Annotated in this window: 17 protein-coding genes and 1 pseudogene; 9 read left to right on the top strand and 9 right to left on the bottom strand. The window is 76.1% G+C overall.

Annotated features, from left to right (window positions below; genetic code table 11):
- Positions 1–6: 6 nt before the first annotated feature.
- Together HL189_RS12120 and HL189_RS12115 are read left to right on the top strand one after the other, a co-directional pair.
- On the top strand, positions 7–558 hold the full coding sequence (locus HL189_RS12120; protein ID WP_369133953.1) for a DsbA family protein: 552 nt from the start codon (positions 7–9) through the stop codon (positions 556–558).
- Positions 559–683: 125 nt separating this feature from the next.
- A complete protein-coding gene (locus HL189_RS12115) occupies positions 684–1,037 on the top strand; it encodes a hypothetical protein (RefSeq protein WP_369133952.1) in 354 nt (117 codons plus the stop codon).
- A gap of 434 nt (positions 1,038–1,471) precedes the next feature.
- Here HL189_RS12115 and HL189_RS12110 read toward each other — a convergent pair whose 3' ends face one another.
- Positions 1,472–2,083, bottom strand: coding sequence for a GNAT family N-acetyltransferase (locus HL189_RS12110; RefSeq protein ID WP_369133951.1), 612 nt, complete (start codon positions 2,081–2,083; stop codon positions 1,472–1,474).
- Between the two features lie 117 nt (positions 2,084–2,200).
- The gene (locus HL189_RS12105) at positions 2,201–5,053 is read right to left on the bottom strand and encodes a BTAD domain-containing putative transcriptional regulator (protein WP_369133950.1); all 2,853 of its coding nucleotides are present in this window, start codon (positions 5,051–5,053) and stop codon (positions 2,201–2,203) included.
- 92 nt (positions 5,054–5,145) lie between these two features.
- On the opposite strand from HL189_RS12105, the gene HL189_RS12100 reads away from it, so the two are divergent.
- Positions 5,146–5,943 carry a hypothetical protein gene (locus HL189_RS12100; protein WP_369133949.1) on the top strand — a complete coding sequence of 266 codons (798 nt, stop codon included), beginning with the start codon at positions 5,146–5,148 and terminating at the stop codon, positions 5,941–5,943.
- Positions 5,944–5,962: 19 nt separating this feature from the next.
- Here the strand turns inward: HL189_RS12100 and HL189_RS12095 are convergent, their stop codons facing one another.
- Positions 5,963–6,595 (bottom strand): superoxide dismutase family protein, encoded by a 633-nt coding sequence (locus HL189_RS12095; RefSeq protein WP_369133948.1) that lies wholly within the window; start codon positions 6,593–6,595, stop codon positions 5,963–5,965.
- A gap of 234 nt (positions 6,596–6,829) precedes the next feature.
- Between HL189_RS12095 and HL189_RS12090 the strand changes: the two genes are divergently transcribed.
- Complete coding sequence (locus HL189_RS12090; protein ID WP_369133947.1) at positions 6,830–7,831, top strand: NAD(P)H-dependent glycerol-3-phosphate dehydrogenase; 1,002 nt, start codon at positions 6,830–6,832, stop codon at positions 7,829–7,831.
- Positions 7,832–7,843: 12 nt separating this feature from the next.
- On the opposite strand, the gene HL189_RS12085 is transcribed toward HL189_RS12090, so the two are convergent.
- From HL189_RS12085 to HL189_RS12075, 3 genes are all read right to left on the bottom strand, one after another.
- Positions 7,844–9,166 carry an ATP-dependent 6-phosphofructokinase gene (locus HL189_RS12085; protein ID WP_369133946.1) on the bottom strand — a complete coding sequence of 441 codons (1,323 nt, stop codon included), beginning with the start codon at positions 9,164–9,166 and terminating at the stop codon, positions 7,844–7,846.
- A gap of 83 nt (positions 9,167–9,249) precedes the next feature.
- Positions 9,250–10,599 carry an NADP-specific glutamate dehydrogenase gene (gene gdhA, locus HL189_RS12080; protein ID WP_369133945.1) on the bottom strand — a complete coding sequence of 450 codons (1,350 nt, stop codon included), beginning with the start codon at positions 10,597–10,599 and terminating at the stop codon, positions 9,250–9,252.
- Positions 10,600–10,897: 298 nt separating this feature from the next.
- Positions 10,898–11,053, bottom strand: a complete 156-nt coding sequence (locus tag HL189_RS12075) for a hypothetical protein (protein WP_369133944.1) — start codon at positions 11,051–11,053, stop codon at positions 10,898–10,900.
- A gap of 924 nt (positions 11,054–11,977) precedes the next feature.
- Here HL189_RS12075 and HL189_RS12070 point away from each other — a divergent pair.
- Complete coding sequence (locus tag HL189_RS12070; protein WP_369133943.1) at positions 11,978–12,667, top strand: hypothetical protein; 690 nt, start codon at positions 11,978–11,980, stop codon at positions 12,665–12,667.
- A 279-nt stretch (positions 12,668–12,946) separates the two neighbouring features.
- Here HL189_RS12070 and HL189_RS12065 read toward each other — a convergent pair whose 3' ends face one another.
- A complete protein-coding gene (locus HL189_RS12065; RefSeq protein WP_369133942.1) occupies positions 12,947–14,596 on the bottom strand; it encodes a sulfatase-like hydrolase/transferase in 1,650 nt (549 codons plus the stop codon).
- Positions 14,589–15,329, bottom strand: coding sequence for a CDP-alcohol phosphatidyltransferase family protein (locus HL189_RS12060; protein WP_369133941.1), 741 nt, complete (start codon positions 15,327–15,329; stop codon positions 14,589–14,591). The genes HL189_RS12065 and HL189_RS12060 overlap by 8 nt, the downstream gene beginning before the upstream one ends.
- A 152-nt stretch (positions 15,330–15,481) precedes the next feature.
- Between HL189_RS12060 and HL189_RS12055 the strand changes: the two genes are divergently transcribed.
- Both HL189_RS12055 and HL189_RS12050 read left to right on the top strand, forming a co-directional pair.
- Complete coding sequence (locus HL189_RS12055; RefSeq protein ID WP_369133940.1) at positions 15,482–16,543, top strand: glycosyltransferase family 4 protein; 1,062 nt, start codon at positions 15,482–15,484, stop codon at positions 16,541–16,543.
- A pseudogene (locus tag HL189_RS12050) lies at positions 16,540–17,409 on the top strand (lysylphosphatidylglycerol synthase transmembrane domain-containing protein); the annotation flags it as partial. The gene HL189_RS12055 and the pseudogene HL189_RS12050, both read left to right, overlap by 4 nt.
- A gap of 81 nt (positions 17,410–17,490) precedes the next feature.
- On the opposite strand, the gene HL189_RS12045 reads toward HL189_RS12050, so the two are convergent.
- Positions 17,491–18,252: a RibD family protein gene (locus HL189_RS12045; protein ID WP_369133939.1), complete on the bottom strand. Its 762-nt coding sequence runs from the start codon at positions 18,250–18,252 to the stop codon at positions 17,491–17,493.
- A gap of 93 nt (positions 18,253–18,345) precedes the next feature.
- Between HL189_RS12045 and HL189_RS12040 the strand changes: the two genes are divergently transcribed.
- Both HL189_RS12040 and HL189_RS12035 read left to right on the top strand, forming a co-directional pair.
- Positions 18,346–19,329, top strand: a complete 984-nt coding sequence (locus tag HL189_RS12040) for a zinc-binding dehydrogenase (RefSeq protein ID WP_369133938.1) — start codon at positions 18,346–18,348, stop codon at positions 19,327–19,329.
- 4 nt (positions 19,330–19,333) lie between these two features.
- Positions 19,334–19,708, top strand: a complete 375-nt coding sequence (locus tag HL189_RS12035; RefSeq protein WP_369133937.1) for a 6-pyruvoyl tetrahydropterin synthase family protein — start codon at positions 19,334–19,336, stop codon at positions 19,706–19,708.
- Positions 19,709–19,718 lie beyond the last annotated feature (10 nt).

Below are 19,718 nucleotides of genomic sequence, written 5' to 3'. Positions count from 1 at the left end.
GCCCGCATGGACCCCGCCACCCCTCCCGCGCCCTCCCATCACACGCCCGACGGCGGCGTGCTCGTCGGGAGCGACGGCGCCCGCCGCCGCCTGGTCGTCTTCGAGGACCCGCAGTGCCCCTACTGCCGCCGGTTCGAGGACGCGTCCGGGGACGTGCTGCGCCGGGAGGTGGCGGCCGGCGCGGTCGCGGTCGAGTACCGGATGCGGTCGATGCTGGGCCCGGAGTCGGTACGCGCCGGCAACGCGCTGGCACTCGCCGCGGAGGCCGGCCGCTTCGACGACTTCCGCCGAGAGCTGTTCGCCGCGCAGCCGCCCGAGCACAGCGGCGGGTTCACCGTCGAGGACCTGCTCGCCCTCGGCCGGAGGGTGGACCTGCGCGACCCGGACTTCGTGACCGGCGTCCGCGAGGGCCGGTACGAGGCCTGGGTGGCCGAGGTCGAGCGGTCGTTCCAGGCCCAGGACCCGCACGGCACGCCGGCGGCCCTCCTCGACGGCGAGCCGGTCGACTCCGACTCGCTCTACGACCCGGAGGCGCTCGGAGCGCTGGTCCGCGCCTGACGGGGAGCCCACCCGTCCAGGTCGGGGACCGGGGCCGATCCCCCGGGACCGGTGCACCGTCCCGTAGCGTGCGGACGACGGGACAGAGGCCGACGCCCCCGCACACCGACGAAGCGGAGCACCGCATGGCGGCACCCGAACTCACCTTCCTCGCCGCGCCGTCGTCGGGGGACGACCACGACGACTCCACCGCCGGGACCCGCTCCCCCGGGTGGCCGGCTCCCTCCGCGCGTCCCGGTCCGGACGCGCACCCGCGCACGGAGAGCTCGCCCGGGGGGCTGCGGATGACCCGCGGCGCCCGGGAGGCCGCCACCGGCCTGCAGGTCACCGACGGCGACATCCGCCGCTGCCTCGACGCACCCGACGACGTCTCCCCGGATCAGGACACCCCCTCGCGGACCCGGTTCCAGCGGGGCGACCTGGTCGTCCTGGCCGGCGCCGACGGCACGGTGCTGCGCGTCGACCGCGGCAGGCGCTGACCGGGGCACCCGCGGCGACCGGGTGGCGGTCGTCCCCGAAGGGACCGGCCCGGCTCCCCCCGCCGGAGGACCGGCCGTCGGTGTTCCCGCCCGCGGGGACCTCTTCGGGGGACAATCGGCAGAGCTGCAAGTCGCGGAGCCGCCCGGCGGTCGCGTCGGAGCGGACAGAGGAGACCCCATCACCACACGACGTGGACGCTGCGCCGAAGCACATCTCGGCTGCCCCTGCCGGGGCGACGAGAAGATCCACGAGGAACGGTCCCGGGAGCTCACCGAGGCCCGCGCCCGATCGCAGGAGCCCGTCGACTGCCCCGAGTGCGGCGCGCCGACGACCCCGCTGGCCCTCGTCACGTGGGGGAACTGCCGGGTCTGCCGCACGGCGCAGTCCCGGCAGATCACCCCGCTCCGCTGGTGACCGGGGCGGGACGCGCCGGTCAGGACGCCGGCCGCCACATCGGCCAGAGCGGCGGCCCCCCGGGCGCCGCGATCGGCTCGGCGGCCACGAAGCCGTACCGCTCGTAGAGGGCGCGGTTCCGGAGGCTGGTCGCCTCCAGGTAGGCGGCGTGCCCGGCGCGGTCGGCGCGCTCGAGGACCGCGCCCAGCAGGCCGCCGCCGATCCCCCGCCCCTGATCGGCCGGCGCGACGCCGAGGAACCACAGGTACTCGTGCGGCTCGGCCGGGTGGACGGCCTCCATGGCCGCCATCAGCTGCCCGAGGCGGTCCCCGTGCGGAGCGAACAGCTCCGTCATCCGCGCGCCGAAGGACTCCCCCACGTCCTCTGACATCGCCTCGTGACCGTAGGGGACCCACAGCGCGGCACCGCGGACGCCGTCCGCGGTGGTCCACGCGTCGTCGTGCGGCGCGAGTACGTCGACCAGGAGGTCGAACACCCGCCGGTTGGTGGTGGGGCGCAGCTCGTCGTCGGGGACGAGCCAGCGGAAGACCGGGTCGTCGGTGAAGGCGGCGGCGAGGACGGCGCTGACCGCGGCGGCGTCCTCGGGCCGGGCCCGGCGGACGGCGTGGCGCAACGCGTGCACGGTGGTCATGGATTCCCCTCCAGCGGTGGGATCGACGGGATGCCACCACCGTGACCGCGCCGCCTGTTGCCCCGGTGTTGCGCGGCTGACACGGCGGTCGGGGCGCCGACGAGGCGACCCGCGACGTCAGCGGTGCGCCAGCCGGCGGGCCAGCGCCAGCGCGCCGGAGTCCCCGAGGGCGGCGCCCTCGGCCAGCAGGTCGTCGAGCTCCGCTCCCAGCGCGCGGCGGGCCGCGTCCACCACCCGGTCGATGCGGTCGGAGTCCGCCCCGTACGCCTGGGAGGCCCGCCTGCTGGTCCGCAGCGCACCGAGCAGCCGGGCCGCGTCCCGGTGCCGGCCGTCGCGGGACAGCGCCTCCATGAGCGCGCGGACCGCGATCCAGAGCTGGGTCCAGGCACCCAGCCCGTGCCAGGTGTCCAGCAGCGGGCCGAACCGCTCGACCGCCGCCGGTCCCGGATCGGTCCGGGCGGCGGTGGTGAGGAGGGTGTGCCGGGCGATCCCGGCGAGGAAGGCCGCGTCGACCTCCTCGGCCAGCGCCACCGCCCGCTCGAGGTGTGGAACGGCGGCCCGGTCGCCGGACTCGGCGCGCCGTTCCCCGGCCGCGTAGGCGGCCCACGCGCGGGCGACCGGGGAGCCGAGCTCGTCGGCCAGCGCCGCGGCGAGCCGCTCGGCGCGGGCCGCGGCGGCGTCGTCGCCCGCGTACGCGGCGATGATGGTCAGGTCGATCGCGGCGACCAGCTCCAGGCCCCTGTCGTGCGCGGCCGCGGACGCGGCGGCGGCCTGTTCGCACAGCTCGCGCGCCCGGTCCAGGTCGCCCCTAAACATCGCCACGTTGGCCAGGCCTTCGAGGGCCGCCCGCCCGGCGAGCGGTTCGCCGATCGCCTCGGCGACGGCCAGCGCGCGCCAACCGCGGCGCTCGCCGCCGTCCAGGTCGCCGCGCTGCCAGGCCGCGGCGACGGTGGCACCGAGCAGGAGCGGCGCCAGCGGGTGCACGTCGCCGACGGGCGCGCCCGGCTCCGCGTCCGGAGCGCACCCGGCCGCGACCAGGGCCTCGTCGGCCATCCGGACCAGGTCCGCCCGCGCCCGGAGGTAGCCGAGGTCGGCGAAGACCAGGCCCAGCTGCAGCAGCTGCTCCGGCGGCCCGCACCGGCACAGCCAGGCGTGCGCGTGCCGCAGGTCCGCCAGGTGGGCGTCGAACCGGCGGACGGCGGCGGCCTGGTCCGGCCGGCCGGACGCCTCCGCGACCTCGGCGCCGAGCGCCGCCGCCCAGGCCGCGTGCCGGGCGCGGAGGTCCCCGGCGGCCGGATGGGTCCGCAGCCGCGCCCGGCAGAACGCGCGCAAGGTGTCGAGCATCCCGTAGGTGACCGGGTCGCCGTCGCGGCGGACCACGAGGGAGCGGTCCACGAGGTCCGGCAGGCCGGCGGCGCTCCCGCAGACCGCGGTCACGGCGGCCGGTTCGACCGCGCCGGCGAACACGCCCAGGCGGACGAACAGCTCGCGGTGCTCCTCCCCCAGCAGGCCGTAGGACCACTCGACGACCTCCCGCAGCGACCGGTGCCGCCGCGCCGCGGTGCGCCGCCCGCCGGAGAGCACGTCGAGGGGCTCCTCGAGCGCGGTGAGGAGCCCGGTGAGGCCGAGGCCCGGCACCCGGACGGCGGCCAGTTCCAGGGCCAGCGGCAGCCCGTCGAGGCGCCGGCACACCTCGGCGAGCAGCTGCGCCTGCCCGGGGGTGGGAGAGGACGCGGGGTCGGCGGCGCGGATCCGGTCGGCGAGCAGGGCGGCGGCCGGGCCGTCCGGCAGCGGGGCGACGGGGAGCACCTGCTCGCCGTCGGCGCGCAGCGGCTCGCGCGCGGTCACCAGGACGTCGACGCCCGGCGCTCCACCGGCCAGGGCCTCGACCAGCACCGCGACCGGCTCGGCCACGTGGTCGCAGTCGTCGAGCAGCAGCAGGTGGCGGCGCACGGCGAGCACCTCGACGATGCGCTCGGTCAGGCTCGCCGCGCCCACCTCGGCGAGCCGCAGCGCCGCCGCCACGGCCGGCGCCACCCGCGACGGCCCGACGTCGCCCAGCCCGACCGCCACCACGCCGTCGGGGTACCGGTCCGCGACGGCCGCCGCGGCATGCCGCGCGAGCCGGCTCTTGCCCACGCCGCCGGGGCCGCAGAGCGTGACGACCCGGCGCTCGGCCAGCATCGTGGTGACCCGGTCCAGGTCGTCGTCCCGGCCGACGAAGGAGCTCAGCGGCAGCGCCGGACGTCGGGGGGCGACACCGCGGAGGACCTGGTCGTGCAGCCGGACCACCTCGGGTCCGGGGTCCAGCCCGAGCTCGTCGGCCAGCGCGGTGCGCAGCGCGGCGAACGCCCGGGCCGCGTCGCTGGGCCGGCCGGCGGCCAGCAGCGCACGCATGAGCAGCGCCGTCGCGGACTCGCGCAGCGGGTCCGCGCCCACCAGCGCCTCCGCCGCAGCCACGGCGTCCGCGGGGCGGGCGGCGGCCAGCAGCGCGGTGACGTGCCGTTCCGCGGCGTCGGCCCGGAGCCCGGCCAGCCGCGCCACCTCGGTCTCGACCGCCGGGTGCTCGAGGTCGGCGTACGGACGACCACGCCACCACCCCAGCGCCGCCTCCAGCGACTCCAGGTCGGTCGGGCCGCGCTGCAGGACGGCGGTGAACTCCTGCGCGTCGATCGCGCCCGGGTCGGCGTCCAGCAGGTAGGCCCGGGTGCCGGTCCGGATGCGCAGGCCCGGGGGCAGCACGCGCCGCAGCCGCCCGACGTAGGTGTGCAGCGCTGCGTCGGGGTCCGCGGGCTGCTGCTCGCCCCACACCAGCTCGGCCAGCAGGTCGCAGCCGACCGGTGCGCGCACGTGCAGCGCCAGCGCGGCGAGCAGCCGGGCCTGGCGGGCGCTGCCCAGCCGCACGGGGGACCCGTCCGGAGCGTGCAGGACCACCGGGCCCAGCACCCCGAGGAGCACCACGGCGGCCATTCTGGCCCCCTGCTCCCCCGGCCGGACACCCCGGAGCGGGCTGACAGGTCCGCGACAGGTCCGCGTCACGGCCGGCCGCCAGCATCCTCGTCATGACGACCTCGATCGCGTCTGCCGATCACCTCACCGACGGGTGGGAGCCCACCACCCCGGACGGCGACTCGATGTGCCGGCGTTACGTCCACCACTGGGCCGCCCAGTGCGCCGCGTTCGCCGCCGCCGCGGGCGGCACCGTCGTGGCCACCGACTCGTACGTGGTCACCGACTACGGCCGGGCCAGCGGCTACTTCAACGGAGCGGTGCTGCTCGCCCCGCCCCGGAACTGGGACCGGCTGCTCGACGAGCTCGAACCGCTGCTGGCCGGCGGGAGCGGCGAGGTGCTGCTGTGGAGCCTGTGGCCGACCCCGGACCTGCGGTTCCGCGGCTGGGTCCTGGAGGGCCACCCCCCGTTGCTGCTGCGCCCGCCGGCCGCGCTCGTCCCGGTGCCCGCGCCGGGGACCCCGCCGGTCGAGGTGCGCACCGCGGCGGACCTCGCGGCCTGGGACCACGTGGCGGTCACCGGCTATCCGCTGGCCCTGGACGGCGGCGCGCTGGCCGGCCCGGCCCTGCTCACCGATCCCCGGACCACCCTGCTGCTCTCCGCGGAGGACGGGCCGCCGGTGTCGGCGTCGGCGCACTTCGTCGCCGCCGGCCTGGGCAGCCTGGCGTTCGCCGCGACCCTGCCGTCCGCACGTGGCCGGGGCCACTGGTCGCGGCACGCCCGGGCCCGGCTCCGCCTGCGCCCGGACCTGTGGCACGGCGGCATCTTCTCCGACCACAGCCGGCCGCTCGCCGAGCGCCTGGGCTTCGTCCCGATCGTCCGCCTCACCCTCTGGCGCCGCGCCCGGTGAGCCGACGGCGGGACGGACCTCAGCCCTCGATGAGCCCGCAGGCGATGCGGCCGCCGGCGTCCCCGGTGTTCCTGGTCATCTCGTCCGGCCCGCCCGCCGCGTACCGGTCCGGGATGTTCGCGTAGTTGTCCCGGTCCGCGTGCACCATGACCGCGCTGCCGTCCTCGTCGGTGAGGTCGGAGAGCGTCAGCGCGTCGGTCACGGCGGTGAGGGACCCGGTGCCGGACGCCGCGACGAACAGGCTCGGCAGGTCGCCCTGGTGCTCGCCGTGGTCGGCCTCGCCCGCGCCGAGGTGCCCGCCGGCCGAGAGGAAGTCGCCGGTCATCGCCGGGTCGGTCGGGCTCGCGCTGTCCGGTTCGCAGGCGCCGATGGCGTGCACGTGGAACGCGTGGAAGCCCGGTGGGAGCCCGTCGACCTCCACCGTCACCTCCGTGCCCCCGTCGGCCTCGGCGAGGGTGACCGTGCCGACCTCGGTGCCCTCGGGGTCGACCAGGGCCACCTCGAGCCCGTCGTCGTCCGCCGTCGCCGACCCGGCGAGTGCCGTGGTGTCCGCCTCGGCGCTCGCGGCCGGTTGCTCCTCGGTGCCTCCGCACCCGGCGAGCAGCACGAGTGCGCACGCCGAGAGGAGGGGGGTGGCGGCCGTTCGGCGCATGGGGTCCTCCTGGTGGTGGGTCCGCGGTCCGGTGCCGTCGAGCCGGCGAGGGCCCGGAGGCGGCAAGCGTCCTCCGGGAGAGGCAGCCGCGGAACTCGTCGGGGGCGTCCGGCGCCGCGACTCGGCGTCGGCGTCGGCGTGCCACCGCGGCGTCGTCACGGACGGTGGCCGGAGGGCACCTGCTCCGCCAGCCGGTCGGTCATGATCCTGGCCGGGCCGTCGGAAGGGGCGACGATGAGGGTGACGGTGCTGGGGGCCGGCTCGTGGGGGACGACGGTCGCCGCGCTGCTGTGCCGGCCCGACCACGAGGTGCTGCTCTGGGCCCGCAACCCCGCCGTGGCCGACGAGGTCAACGGGCAGCGGTCCAACGCCGCCTACCTACCGGGAGCCCGGCTGCCCGCGCGGCTGCGCGCGACGGCGGACCTGGAGCAGGCCGCCCGGCACGCCGAGCTGCTGGTGGTGGGCGTCCCGACCGCCGCCTTCCGCGAGACCCTGGAGCGGGTCCGGCCGCAGCTGGCGCCGTGGATCCCGGTGGTGAGCCTCAGCAAGGGACTCGAGCGCGGCACCCACCTGCGGATGACCGAGGTGGTCACCGAGGTGCTGCCCGGCCGCCCGGCCGCGGCGCTCACCGGGCCCAACCTGGCCCGGGAGATCATGGCCGGGCAGGCGGCGGCCAGCGTCATCGCCACCGGGGACCTGACCGTGGCCGCGGCGCTCCAGCGCGAGGTGCAGCGCGGGGTGTTCCGCGTCTACACCCACCACGACGTCGTCGGCTGCGAGATCGGCGGCGCGCTCAAGAACGTCGTCGCCATCGCCACCGGCATGGCCCAGGGGCTGGGCGTCGGGGACAACACCCGGGCCGCGGTGATGTCCCGCGGCCTGGCCGAGCTCACCACGCTCGCCGTGGCGATGGGCGGCGAGCCCGCCACGCTGGCCGGGCTGGCCGGGCTGGGTGACCTGGTCGCCACCTGCATGAGCCCGCAGAGCCGCAACCGCCACGTCGGCGAGCAGCTCGGCCTGGGCCGCTCGCTCGAGGAGGTCGTGGGCGGGATGCGGATGGTCGCCGAGGGCGTGCGGACGGTGTCCACGGTGGTGGAGCTGGCCGACCGGCACGGGCTGGACATGCCGATCGCGCGGGCCATCTCCGACGTCGTCAGCGGCCGGATCCGCGCAGCGGACGCCTACCGGGGGCTGGTCCGGGCGGTGCCGGCCGGGCACGAGTCCCAGCCGGGCTGAGCCGGGACCGGCTCACTCGAAGCGCACGGGCTGCCCGGTGGCCTCGAGCACCGACAGCCACAGGTCCCCCAGCGGGTCGACGTGGTTGCGGCGGCTGACCGCCAGCGGCATGGGCATGTGCACGAACCGCCGTCGCCGCCGCGCGACGATCACCTCGGTGCGCCCGGCCATCGCCGCGTGCACGGCGGCGTGCGCCAGGCGCAGGCAGTAGGCGCTGTCGAACGGGTTCGCCGGCACGCTGCGGATCGCGTAGCTCGGGTCGAAGTAGCGCACGTTGTTCTCCACGCCGTGCGCGTCCAGGTGCTCGATGATCCGCTTGCGGAGCAGCCGGCCGATGTCGCCGAAGCGGACGTTGCCCGAGGCGTCCCGGCCTGGCTCCTCCCCCTCGATGAACTCCTGCCCGGCACCCTCGGCGACCACCACCACGGCGTGTCCGCGCTCCTGCACGCGGTGGCGCAGGTGCTCGAGGAACCCCCGGTCGCCGTCGAGGGCGAACGGCACCTCCGGGATGAGCACGTAGTCGGCGTCGTCCTTGGCCAGCGTCGCGTAGCAGGCGATGAACCCGGAGTGCCGGCCCATCAGCTTCACCAGGCCGATCCCCCCGGGCGCGGAACGCGCCTCGACGCTCGCCGCGTGGATCGACTTGGTGGCCTCCGCCATCGCGGTCTGGAAGCCGAAGCTCTGGTCGATGTAGGGGATGTCGTTGTCGATGGTCTTCGGGATGCCGACCACGGCGACCTTGAGCCCGCGCTCCTCGACGACCCGGACCAGGTCCATCGCACCGCGGATGGTGCCGTCGCCACCGATGACGAACAGGACGTTGATGTTGAGGCGCTCCAGGGCGTCGACGACCTCCTCCGGGTCCTGCTGGCCGCGGGAGGTGCCGAGGATCGTGCCGCCCTCGTCGTCGATGTGCTGCACGACCTCGGGGGTCAGGTCGACGACGTCCTCCCCGTACCGCGCGATGAACCCGCGGTAGCCGTTCCGGAAGCCGACGATCCGCCGGACGCCGTAGTGCCGGGAGAGCTCGAGCACCAGCCCGCGGATCACGTCGTTCAGGCCGGGACACAGGCCGCCGCAGGTCACGATCCCGACCCGGGTCTTGGCCGGGTCGAAGTAGATCTTCTTGCGCGGCCCACCCGGCTCGAGGCTGGGCAGCTGGTCGACCGGCACGCCGCGGGACGTGACCATGGAGATCGTGTCGTCGAAGAGGACCCGGTCCTCCTCCACGACCGAGTGCTGCGTCGTCGACCGCTCCCCCAGCCGCGCGGCGAGCGGCGAGTCGATCCGGCAGGGGCCGAGCGTCCGTACGGCGAGATCCTCGTGTCCGACCATGCCCGAACGTTCCCACAGCCCCGCCGGTCCCCCCGTCGGCGGGGACCGGTCGGCGTGGTGCGGGACCGGGGCCGACCGCCGGGTCAGATGAGGCCGTGGGCGTGGACGGCCTCCGCGACCCGGAGGAAACCGGCCACGTTGGCCCCGAGCACCAGGTCCCCGGGCGCGCCGTAGTCCCCGGCCGTCTCGTGGCAGCGGTTGTGGATGTCCCGCATGATCTCCGCCAGCCGGGCCTCGCTGTGCTCGAAGGTCCAGCGGTCCCGGGACGCGTTCTGCTGCATCTCCAGCGCCGAGGTCGCGACCCCACCCGCGTTGGCGGCCTTGCCGGGCGCGAACGCGATCCCGGCCTCGCGGAAGACCCCCACGGCGTCCGGGGTCGAGGGCATGTTGGCGCCCTCGACGACGTACGCGCACCCGTTGCGGGCGAGCGTGCCGGCCGCGTCGCCGTCCAGCTCGTTCTGGGTGGCGCTGGGCAAGGCGATGTCGCAGGGGACGTCCCAGATGCTGCCGCCGGCGACGAAGGTGGCCGACCCGACCCGATCGGCGTAGACCTCGATCCGCGCCCGCTCCACCTCCTTGACCTGCTTGAGCAGCTCGAGGTCGATGCCGTTCTCGTCGACGACGTAGCCGCTGGAGTCCGAGCAGGCGACCGCGGTCCCGCCGAGCTGGTGCACCTTCTCGATCGCGTAGACGGCCACGTTGCCCGAGCCGGAGATCACGACCCGCTTGCCGTCGAAGGACTGGTCGCGCACGTTGAGCATCTCGGCGGCGAAGAAGGCCGCGCCGTAGCCGGTGGCCTCGGGGCGCACCAGGGCGCCGCCCCAGCCCAGCCCCTTGCCGGTCAGCACGCCGGACTCGTAGCGGTTGGTGATCCGCTTGTACTGGCCGAACAGGAAGCCGATCTCCCGGGTCCCGACGCCGATGTCCCCGGCCGGCACGTCGGTGTACTCGCCGAGGTGGCGGTACAGCTCGGTCATGAAGGACTGGCAGAAGCGCATGATCTCGGCGTCCGACCGGCCCTTCGGGTCGAAGTCCGAGCCGCCCTTGCCCCCGCCGATCGGCATGCCGGTGAGGGCGTTCTTGAAGATCTGCTCGAAGCCCAGGAACTTGACGATGCCCAGGTTCACCGACGGGTGGAAGCGCAGCCCGCCCTTGTACGGGCCCAGCGCGGAGTTGAACTCCACCCGGAACCCGCGGTTGATGTGCACCTCGCCGCGGTCGTCCTGCCACGGGACACGGAAGATGATCTGCCGCTCCGGCTCGCAGATCCGCTCGATCGTCTTCATCTCGGCGTACTCGCCGTGCCGGGCGAGGACGACGGCGAGGGAGTCGAGCACCTCGCGCACGGCCTGGTGGAACTCCGTCTCCCCGGGATTGCGGCGGAGCACCTCGTCGTAGATCCGCTCCACCGTCGCCGTCTCCTGCGCCTGCACCCGCGTCTCCCTCACTGGTCCGGACCGGCGGACGCACAGCGCACCCCGGGTCTGTGCCCCAACGTACGAGCACGGCACCGGCGGCCCGCCCACCAGGTGCGGCCGGCGGGCAGCGGGACACGCCCGTCGGGCGGCTGGTACCGCTACTCGACGCCCGCGGTCCCGGTGCGTCGCGTGAGGCCAGGTAGTCCGTGCTGGACACGACCGGACCGGGTCGGGTGCCACGCTGTCCCGCCCGGCGGTCGGGTCGACGTCGACCCAGACGATGGCGCCACGTTCGAGTGAGGGCGCCTTCCCATCACGGGTCGAGACCGTCGTCAGCCAACGAGTCCCGGGCCTCGGTCTCCTCGCGGTAGGACGCGTCCGTGCTCGCGTGGGCCTCGCGGACGGCCTCGAGCCGGGCACGCCGGTCCGCCTCGTCGAGCAGTTCGGCGATGACTTCAGCAGCGGTCATCCGTTGCCGACCTGCCCGTGCGGCGATGCGCTCGCGCAGGCTCCCCGGCACCTTCAGCCGAAGGCGTTCCCGCGCGGGAACGCGTGGGAGGCGTCCACCAGACGTTGTCCCCGGACCTGAACGGCGTCCGAGAGGGGGACGGCTCGAGCGGCCCACTCAGGGGCACGGCATCGAGGGTCACCGACGACGAGGATGCTCCAGCCAGGACGGACTGGTGGTGCGCTCACGATCAGGAGACCGATCAGGCCATCGAGGGCCGGGTCGATCGTCGACTCGACGCTCCTCGTCGTTGCTCTGTGGGCGGAGGTCGCCGAGGGCTGGGAGGACGCTCCCCCGTGCGCGTGCACCGAGGGCGCGTGCCGGGGTGGCGAGTGGGTGGAGCTCGGCCTGGTCGAGGCCGGCGCGGACTGACCGGTTCCGCTCGAGGGCCGGCGGAGCACAGTGTCGACATGACGCCTCCGCACACGCACCCGGAGCCGCCTGGCGCTCATGCCGGCCACGTCGCCTGACCGCACCACCCTGACGATCACCGCGCTGGCCCGACTCGCCATCACCCTCATCTGCGCCCACCGGCTACCGACCGACAACTGCAGCGCCTTCTGAGGCTGTTGGCCTGTCGGAAAGGGATGTCCCGGCCTCGTCCACACACCAGTCCAGCGTCCTGTGCTGAAGGTCACGACACAGACACGTCCACGCGTGGCGCGCCCTGTGGCGCGAGTGACACACGGGACCCTTGTGCCTCGGCCCACCACGCACGGATCAGGGCCAGGCTCGAGAGGTGAGGGCAGAATGGACGAACCATGGCTATGCACCGGTGGCAAGCATCTGGCCCCGGCGACCGGCGGGTCCTGCCCCTGCGGCATGGTGACCCGCATTCTCGCCCCTGAGCGGCCCCCTGCCGGACCGCCGCCGGAAGCCCTGGCCATGCGGGCCCAGTACCTGGACGAGTGGTCCCAGTCCCTCGAGGCGGCAGCCTCCCGGGTGCTCCGCGAGCTCGAGGCGGAGGCCTCCCGGGTGCTCCGCGAGCTCGAGGCGGCCGCCTCCCGGCTGCTCCGCGAGCAGGCTGATCGGCTGCTGGCCGCGCTCTCTACGACCGGGCGGGTGCTCAGTGCGGGGGACGCGGACCGGCTGGTGGTGGTTCCGCGGATCGAGGCCGCGCAGCCCGCGGCCCTGGCGTACACCGCCCCGTGGGCCGCCGCCCGGGAGGTCGTGACGCCGGCGTTGGAAAGCGCCCGGGCGACCCTGTCCGCCGGGGTCGACAGGGCACCCAGCGAGCTCGGCGCCCGCCCAGCCGAGGTGGCGGCCTCCGCCACGGCGTCCAGCCACGACGCCGGTGAGGCGGACAGGTCCAGGCCGCCGGCGAGCGGCGGCGCTTCGGCTCCACCCCGGCCGTTTCAAGAAGGAGGCGGACGCGAGCGCGTGGACGGTCGAGGGAGAAGTAGGGCGCGCAAGAAGGCCGGCCAGAAGCACCGGCAGCAGCCAAGTCGCGCTAAGCGTCCTCTCAGCGCCGACGGGGTCATCCATCCGCCTGTCTCGAGGCCCGGCGACCACCCGATGGGCTCACCCTGCAACTTCGAGGAGCACGGCTCGGATCCGCTGTACAAGGCGGCCTGACGGCAGGTGGCGAGCGAGCGTAGGCCGGTCAACTGTCGGGCGGGTTCCGGGGTTGGGCCGAGGACTCGTCACCCGCGGGGGCTCTTGCAGTCACGACGATGTGCGGGCCGGCGACGCGGACGACGGTGCCGAGGGCGTGGCGGGGCCGGGCGAAGTCGGCGGCAGACTCGATGGTGACCGTGTCGCCGGGTTCGAGGACGGCGATCCGTTCGGCGGTGAGCCGGTTGTCCGAAGGCTGTCCCTGAGGCCGCCCTCAGGGCGACGCTGCTGGACGGGGCACTAGTCGAAGGCTGTGAGGAACCGGTCGCGGAAGGCGTCCATCGGCCACACCGGCGCATCGGGACCCGGTCGCAACCCGGCGTCCCAGCCCCACGACCCGATCCGGTCCAGCACGGCCGGGTCGGCCGCGAGCAGCGTGACCGGGACGTCGTGGGTCGCGTCCTGCCCGGTGACGACCGGCGCCGGCTGGTGGTCGCCGAGCAGCAGCACCACGAGGTCGTCGTCCTGCGCGTGCAGGGTCGTCACGAACGAGATCAGGGCGGTGAGCGAGTACTCGATCGCCTCGCCGTACAGCTCCCGGATCCGGTCGGCGTCCCCGAGCACATCGGCCGGCGCCGTCCCCTCGGCGGGCATGCCGTCGTAGACCGAGCCGTCCCCCACCTCGTCCCAGTCGACCATGCGCGGGATCGGGGTCCACGGCTCGTGCGAGGACACGAGGTCGATCTCCGCCATCACCGGCGCGGGGGCATCGGCGAGCTCCAGCCGCTCGAAGGCCGCCAGCGTGTACTGGTCGGGCATCGCCGCGAAGCTGAACTTGGGGCCGGCGTACCCGACGTCGTGCCGGTCGAGGTCGTCGTCGAAGCCGTAGAACTCGCGCCCCTCCGGCCACGGGTCCCGGTTCGACGGCACGTCGACGACGGTCCGCCAGCCGGCCCGCTGGAACGCCGCGGGCAGGGTGAACCGGTCGCTGGCCAGCAGCTGGTCGTACCGCTGCTGGCTGTCGATCCAGAGGCCGGAGTGGAGCGTGGCGTGCGCCAGCCAGCTGATCCCGCTGAACGTCGAGGAGGTGAGGAAGGCGCTGCGCGCCTCGAACCCGGCGTCCCGCAGCGACCCGGTGCCGGCGTCCAGCAGGGCCGTGACGTCCGCGGACACCGGTGACCCCTCCACCGCCACCCGCCCGTAGCTCTCGACGAACACGACCAGGACGTCCTTGCCGCGCAGGCCGGTGAGCAGGTCGGCGGCCGGCAACGCGGCGAACGGGTCGGGGGCCGCCAGCTCGGCGCGGAACGCGGAGAGGTCCCGCACGTTGCGGGCGGCCTCGCGGACCTGGACGACGGCGAGCTCGGCTGCCGCCCGGGACGCGACCGGCACGCCGGGGGTGAGGTGGACCGCGAGCAGCGCGCAGACCAGCCAGGCCGCGCCGAGCGACGCGGCCGCGCCGGCCGCGGCCGCCCGGTGGTCGGTGGCGACCCGGCAGATGCGGACGACCGACACGGTCACCGCAGCCGGCACGAGGACGACGAGGAGCACCGCGCCGACGAGGGCCACCTTCGCCCGACCTGGCCCGATCGAGTCGTGGAGCAGGTCGATGCCGGGCCGGAGCAGCTGCCAGTCGGTCACCGGGTTGAAGGGCCGCAGCAGCGCCGCGCGGAACCCCAGGTCCAGCATCCGCACCACGGCGAGCAGCCCGATCGCCAGGCCGAGGAGGACCGCGACGCCGCGGATCCGGTGCCGGCGCACGAGGAGGCCGACACCGACGATGGCGAGTCCCTCGACCGGGATCCGCAGGAAGGCCTCGGGGGTCAGGCGGAAGAGCCGGTCGGGCACGACCAGCACCGCCCAGACGACGAGGACGGCGAGCACCGTCAGCACCGCCGAGAGCACCCGACGCCGCCGTCCCGGGGCCGGGGCAGCCGCCGGCTCAGCCATGGACGGACCCGACGGCCCGCGGCCCCACGGCACCCTCGGTGCTGGTGCGGCGGCTGTGCCACAGCCCCCACACCTCCCGGCCGAACGACTCGGCGAGCAGCCCCGCCACGACGAGGAGGGCCCCGACGGCGACGGCGCGGGGCACCGCGCCCGTGGCCACGATGACCAGCACGATGCCCTGGACGGCCGCGACGACCTTGCACCAGTACCGGGGCGGCACCTCCCCGCGCAGCCAGGGCAGCACCCACCGGGCGGCGACGTAGGCGTAGTGGACCGAGGCGACCGCGAGGACCCACGGGCCGAGCGAGCCGGCGACGTGCACGCCGAGGAGCAGGACCAGGAAGGAGTCGACCTCCATGTCGAAGCGCGCTCCGGTCGCCGTCACCGTCCCGGTGCGCCGCGCGACCCGGCCGTCCACCGCGTCGAGTGCGAGCGCCAGGCCGGCGAGCGGCGCGAGCGTGCTGGCCGGGACCGCCCCCGCCGCCGACTCCGCCACCAGCGCCGCGACGCCGCCGACGAGCGCGGACCGCAGCAACGTCACCAGATCGGCCGGCCCGACCCCGAGCGCGCCGGAACGCGCCAGCGCGCGCCCCAGCAGGGCGACGGTGCCGGCCCCGTGGACGAGACCCGCGAGGGCACCGATCCCGCCCACCGCGCCGGCCCCGGCGAGGGCGGTGAGCACCACCAGGTGGGCGACCAGGCCGGCCAGCAGACCCCGTTGGACCGTCAACACGACTCCTCCGTGCCGATGGGCACGCCCAAGACCACCGGAACGCGCGACGATGCGGTCCATCGCACGCGCGGGGAGGTGCTGCCGGTGACACGAGACGCGAGTGCATCTTCGCGGCGTGAGCGGTCCGGCGGTCGAGTTCCCGTCGCGCCCTCGTGAGGACCGTGCACGTCGTCGTCCCCGACGGCATCGACGACCCCGCCCGGCCCAGCGGAGGCAACCGGTACGACCGGCGGGCCTGCGACGGGCTCCACGCGCTGGGATGGGACGTGCGCGAGCTCGCCGTCCCGGGCCCGTGGCCCCGGCCGGACCCGGCCGACCTGGCCCGGCTGGCACGCACCGTCGGCACCGTGCCGGACGGCGCGGCGGTCCTGGTGGACGGCCTCATCGCGTCCGCCGCGGCCGCCGTCCTGCTGCCGCAGGCCGGCCGGGTGCGGCTGGTCGTCCTGGTGCACATGCCGCTCGGCGACGTCGCCGTGCCGGCCGAGGCCGAGGGCGCTGTCCTCGCCGCCGCCCGGGCCGTCGTGACGACCAGCGCGTGGACCCGGGCGGAGCTGCTCGCCCGCCACCGGCTCCCGCCCGACCGGGTGCACGTCGCCCGCCCCGGCGCGGACCCGGACGACGAGGCGCCCGGCACCCCCGGCGGCGGCCGGCTGCTCTGCGTCGCCGCCGTGGTGCCCCACAAGGGTCACGACCTGCTGCTCGAGGCCCTGCGCCGGGTCGCCGAGCTGCCCTGGAGCTGCACCGTCGTGGGTGCGCTCGACCGGGACCCCACGTTCGTCGCGCGCCTCCGCCGGACGGTGGACCGGTCCGGCCTCACCGACCGGATCCGGCTGACCGGGCCACGCCGGGGCGAGGGGCTGCGCCGCGAGTACCGGGCGGCGGACCTGCTCGTCCTGCCGTCCCGGCTCGAGGCGTACGGCATGGTCGTCACCGAGGCGCTGGCGGCCGGGGTGCCGGTCCTGGCCACCGACGTCGGCGGGGTGCGCGAGGCGGTGGGGCGGACCGGCGCCGGGCAGCCCGGGGTGCTCGTGCCCGCCGAGGACCCGGCCGCGCTCGGCGAGGCGCTCCGCCGCTGGCTGTGCGACGCCGGGCTGCGGGAGCGGCTGCGCCGGGCGGCCCGCGAGCGGCGCCGGGTGCTGGAGGGCTGGGACGCGACGGCGCGGCGGGTGGCCGCCGTGCTGGCCGCGGCCGGCGTCGACCAGGGCCGGCCATGAGCGGCGGCATCCGGGCGGCGTGGGCGTGGGTCCGTCCGCTCGGCGGCGTCGCCGTCCTCGCGGTGCTGCTCTGGCGGCTGGGCACCGGCCCGTTCCTGGACGGCGTCCGGCTGATCAGCCCCGGGGCGCTGCTGGCCGCCACGGCGGTCAACGCGCTGACCACCGTCTGCGCGGCGTGGCGGTGGCAGACCGTCGCCCGCGGCCTGGGCGTCGGCCTGCCCCTGCGGACGGCGATCGGCGCGTACTACCGGTCGCAGTTCCTCAACAGCACGCTGCCCGGTGGGGTGGTCGGCGACGTCCACCGCGGCTGGCGGCACGGTCTGGACGCCGGGGACCTCGGCCGGGGCCTGCGCGCCGTGGCGTGGGAGCGGGCAGCCGGCCAGGTCGTGCTGGTGGTCTCCGCGCTGGCGCTGCTGCTCGTGCTGGACTCCCCGGTGCGCGCCGGGATGGGGTGGACGGTCGCCGCGGCGGTGCTCGGCGCGCTGGGCGTGGTGCTCGTGCTGCGCGCCCTGCCGCACCGCGGGCCGTCCCGCGGCGCACGCCTGCTGCGTGCGCTGCGCGCCGACGTCCGGGCCGGCCTCGTCGACCGGCAGGTGTGGCCCGTGGTCACGCTCACCTCGGTGCTGGTCGCGGCCGGCCACGGCTGCGTGTTCCTGGTCGCGGCCGAGACCACCGGGTCGACCGCGTCCGCGGCGGTGCTGGTGCCGCTCGCCGTGCTGGTGCTGCTGGCGATGGCGGTGCCGCTCAGCATCGGTGGATGGGGGCCGCGGGAGGGCATGGCCGCGTGGGCGTTCGGCGCCGCGGGTCTGGGCGCGGGCCAGGGCGTCGCCGCCGCGGCGGCCTACGGCGTGATGGCGCTGGTCGCCACGCTGCCCGGCGGCATCGTGCTGGCCGTCGACCGGGTCGGCCGGTCCGCGCACCGCGACGCCGGCCGGGCCGCCGGCGCGCTACCGCGGCCGCGCGCCGGCCACGTCGAAGGCGGTCAGGACGTCCTCCCCGGCCAGGACCACCGACCGGCGGACCAGCCGGATGCCGTCGGCGACCCGGTCGACGCCGAGCGGGCCGACCGCCTCGACGCCGGCACCGATGATCGTCGGTGACAGCGACACGACCACCCGGTCCACCACCGCCGCGCGCAGCAACGAGGTGATGACCCGGCTCCCGCCCTCCACCAGCAGCGACGCGATCCCCATCGAGCGCAGCAGGCGCAGCGCCTCGTCGATCCGCAACCCGTCCGGTCCGCCCGGGACGTCCCGGACCGCCGCGCCCGCGGCCTCCAGTGCCCCGCGCCGGACCGGATCGGCGTCGGGCCGGCACAGCACGACGGTGGCGGCGTCGTCGGACAGCACCTTCGCGGTGAGGGGCGTGCGCAACGCCGAGTCCAGCACCACGCGCACCGGCGACGCGCCCGGCACCATCCGGACGGTGAGCTGCGGATCGTCGTGCAGCAGCGTCCCGGCCCCGACGAGGACCGCGTCGCAGCAGGCGCGCATCGCGTGCGACAGGGAACGTTCCGCGGCGCCACTGATCCACCGCGCGTCGCCGGTCCGGGTCGCGATCCGTCCGTCGAGCGTCTGGGCGTACTTCAGGACGACGTGCGGCCGGTGCGCGTGCGCGCACACCGGGCCGAGCAGGCCCCCGACGTCGACCGGCGCGGTGGCCACCTCGCGCGGCGCCGACCGGTCCGGCGACGACGGTGCAGCCTCCATGCGCCGACTCCTCGCTGCCGCGGCGGTCCGTCCGTGCACGCTACCGTCGCCCGAGCGGGACGAGCGGGGAACGGGACCTGGGGGTGAGCCGGCGTGCGGGCCCTCCGACTGCTGTTCGTCGCCCCGGGGCGGGTCGAGCTCGCGCCGGTCGACCTGCCCGACCCCGGCGCCGGCCAGCTGCTGGTCCGCACCCGGTACTCGGGGATCAGCACCGGCACCGAGCTGCTCGCCTACCGCGGACTGCTGGATCCCGACCTCCCGCTCGACGAGCGGATCGGCGCGCTCGGCGGCACGTTCCGCCCGCCGTTCCCCTACGGCTACAGCTGCGTGGGCGAGGTCGAGGGCCCGGCCGGCCCGCTGCCCCCGGGGACGCTGGTCTTCGCGTTCCACCCGCACCAGGACCGGTTCGTGGTCGGCGCGGACGACGTCGTCCCGCTCCCACGCGGCACCGACCCGCGACCGGCCACGCTGCTGCCGTTCGTGGAGACCGCGCTCCAGCTGAGCCTGGACGCCGGCCAGGTGGCGCAGGAGACCGTCGCCGTGCTCGGGCTCGGCGTCGTCGGCGTGCTCACGGCGCTGCTGCTGCAGCGGGCCGGCGCGACCGTGGTCGCGGCCGATCCGGCGGCGGACCGCCGGGAGCTGGCGGGCCGGCTGGGCATTGCCGCGGTCGACCCGGCGGAGCTGCCGCGGCACCTGCCGCCCGCCGGGGTGCCGCTGCTGCTCGAGCTGTCCGGTTCCCCCACGGCGCTCGCCGGGGCGCTGGACCTGCTGGCCCACGAGGGGACGGCGCTGGTCGGCTCCTGGTACGGCGTCCAGCAGGTCGGGCTCCCGCTCGGCGGCGCGTTCCACCGCCGGCGGCTCACCATCCGCAGCAGCCAGGTGTCCACGATCCCCGCGGCGCTCGGCGCGCGGTGGGACGTCGGCCGCCGCCGCCAGGTCGCCGTCGGGCTGCTCGCCGAGCTGCCGCTGGCCGCGCTGGCCACCACGGAGTTCCCGTTCGAGGAGGCGGCCGCGGCCTACCGGGCGCTGGACGCCCGCGAACCGGGTGTGGTCCACGTCGCGCTGCGCTATCAATAGCGCCGTGTACGAGACCGGGACCGCGCTCGGCGTCCGCGCCTTCCACGTGATGCCGGGCATGCCGCCCCCCGAGGGGGAACGGCACTCGCACGACTACCGGCTCGACGTCGTCGTCCGCCGGGACGACCTCGACGACCGCGGCATGGTCGTGGACCTCGACGTGCTGGACCGGGCGCTGCGGAACGCCGCGGCCCGGGTCGAGGGCGCGGACCTGGAGGTCATCCGGCCGGCGGACGTCGAGGCGGTGACGGTCGAGGTGTTCGCCCGGTGGCTGCACGACGAGCTCGCGGCCGCGCTGGGCCCGCTGCCGGGGGCGACCTTGGCCGTGCGGATCTGGGAGTCCCCGGACGCCTTCGGCGGCTACACGGCGTCGCTGTGAACCCGGCGTC

Source organism: Modestobacter sp. I12A-02662 (genome assembly GCF_041028325.1).
Lineage (GTDB): Bacteria > Actinomycetota > Actinomycetes > Mycobacteriales > Geodermatophilaceae > Modestobacter.
The sequence above is the reverse complement of the archived record's forward strand: the minus strand, read 5'-3'. Positions and strand labels throughout refer to the sequence as shown.

What these genes read in the sequence shown, in the direction of transcription:
- HL189_RS12120 (WP_369133953.1), top strand. Translation starts at nt 7, where the DNA reads ATGGACCCCGCCACCCCTCCCGCGCCCTCCCATCACACGCCCGACGGC.
- HL189_RS12115 (WP_369133952.1), top strand. Translation starts at nt 684, where the DNA reads ATGGCGGCACCCGAACTCACCTTCCTCGCCGCGCCGTCGTCGGGGGAC.
- HL189_RS12110 (WP_369133951.1), bottom strand. Translation starts at nt 2,083, where the DNA reads ATGACCACCGTGCACGCGTTGCGCCACGCCGTCCGCCGGGCCCGGCCC.
- HL189_RS12105 (WP_369133950.1), bottom strand. Translation starts at nt 5,053, where the DNA reads ATGGCCGCCGTGGTGCTCCTCGGGGTGCTGGGCCCGGTGGTCCTGCAC.
- HL189_RS12100 (WP_369133949.1), top strand. Translation starts at nt 5,146, where the DNA reads ATGACGACCTCGATCGCGTCTGCCGATCACCTCACCGACGGGTGGGAG.
- HL189_RS12095 (WP_369133948.1), bottom strand. Translation starts at nt 6,595, where the DNA reads ATGCGCCGAACGGCCGCCACCCCCCTCCTCTCGGCGTGCGCACTCGTG.
- HL189_RS12090 (WP_369133947.1), top strand. Translation starts at nt 6,830, where the DNA reads ATGAGGGTGACGGTGCTGGGGGCCGGCTCGTGGGGGACGACGGTCGCC.
- HL189_RS12085 (WP_369133946.1), bottom strand. Translation starts at nt 9,166, where the DNA reads ATGGTCGGACACGAGGATCTCGCCGTACGGACGCTCGGCCCCTGCCGG.
- HL189_RS12075 (WP_369133944.1), bottom strand. Translation starts at nt 11,053, where the DNA reads ATGACCGCTGCTGAAGTCATCGCCGAACTGCTCGACGAGGCGGACCGG.
- HL189_RS12070 (WP_369133943.1), top strand. Translation starts at nt 11,978, where the DNA reads ATGCGGGCCCAGTACCTGGACGAGTGGTCCCAGTCCCTCGAGGCGGCA.
- HL189_RS12065 (WP_369133942.1), bottom strand. Translation starts at nt 14,596, where the DNA reads ATGGCTGAGCCGGCGGCTGCCCCGGCCCCGGGACGGCGGCGTCGGGTG.
- HL189_RS12045 (WP_369133939.1), bottom strand. Translation starts at nt 18,252, where the DNA reads ATGGAGGCTGCACCGTCGTCGCCGGACCGGTCGGCGCCGCGCGAGGTG.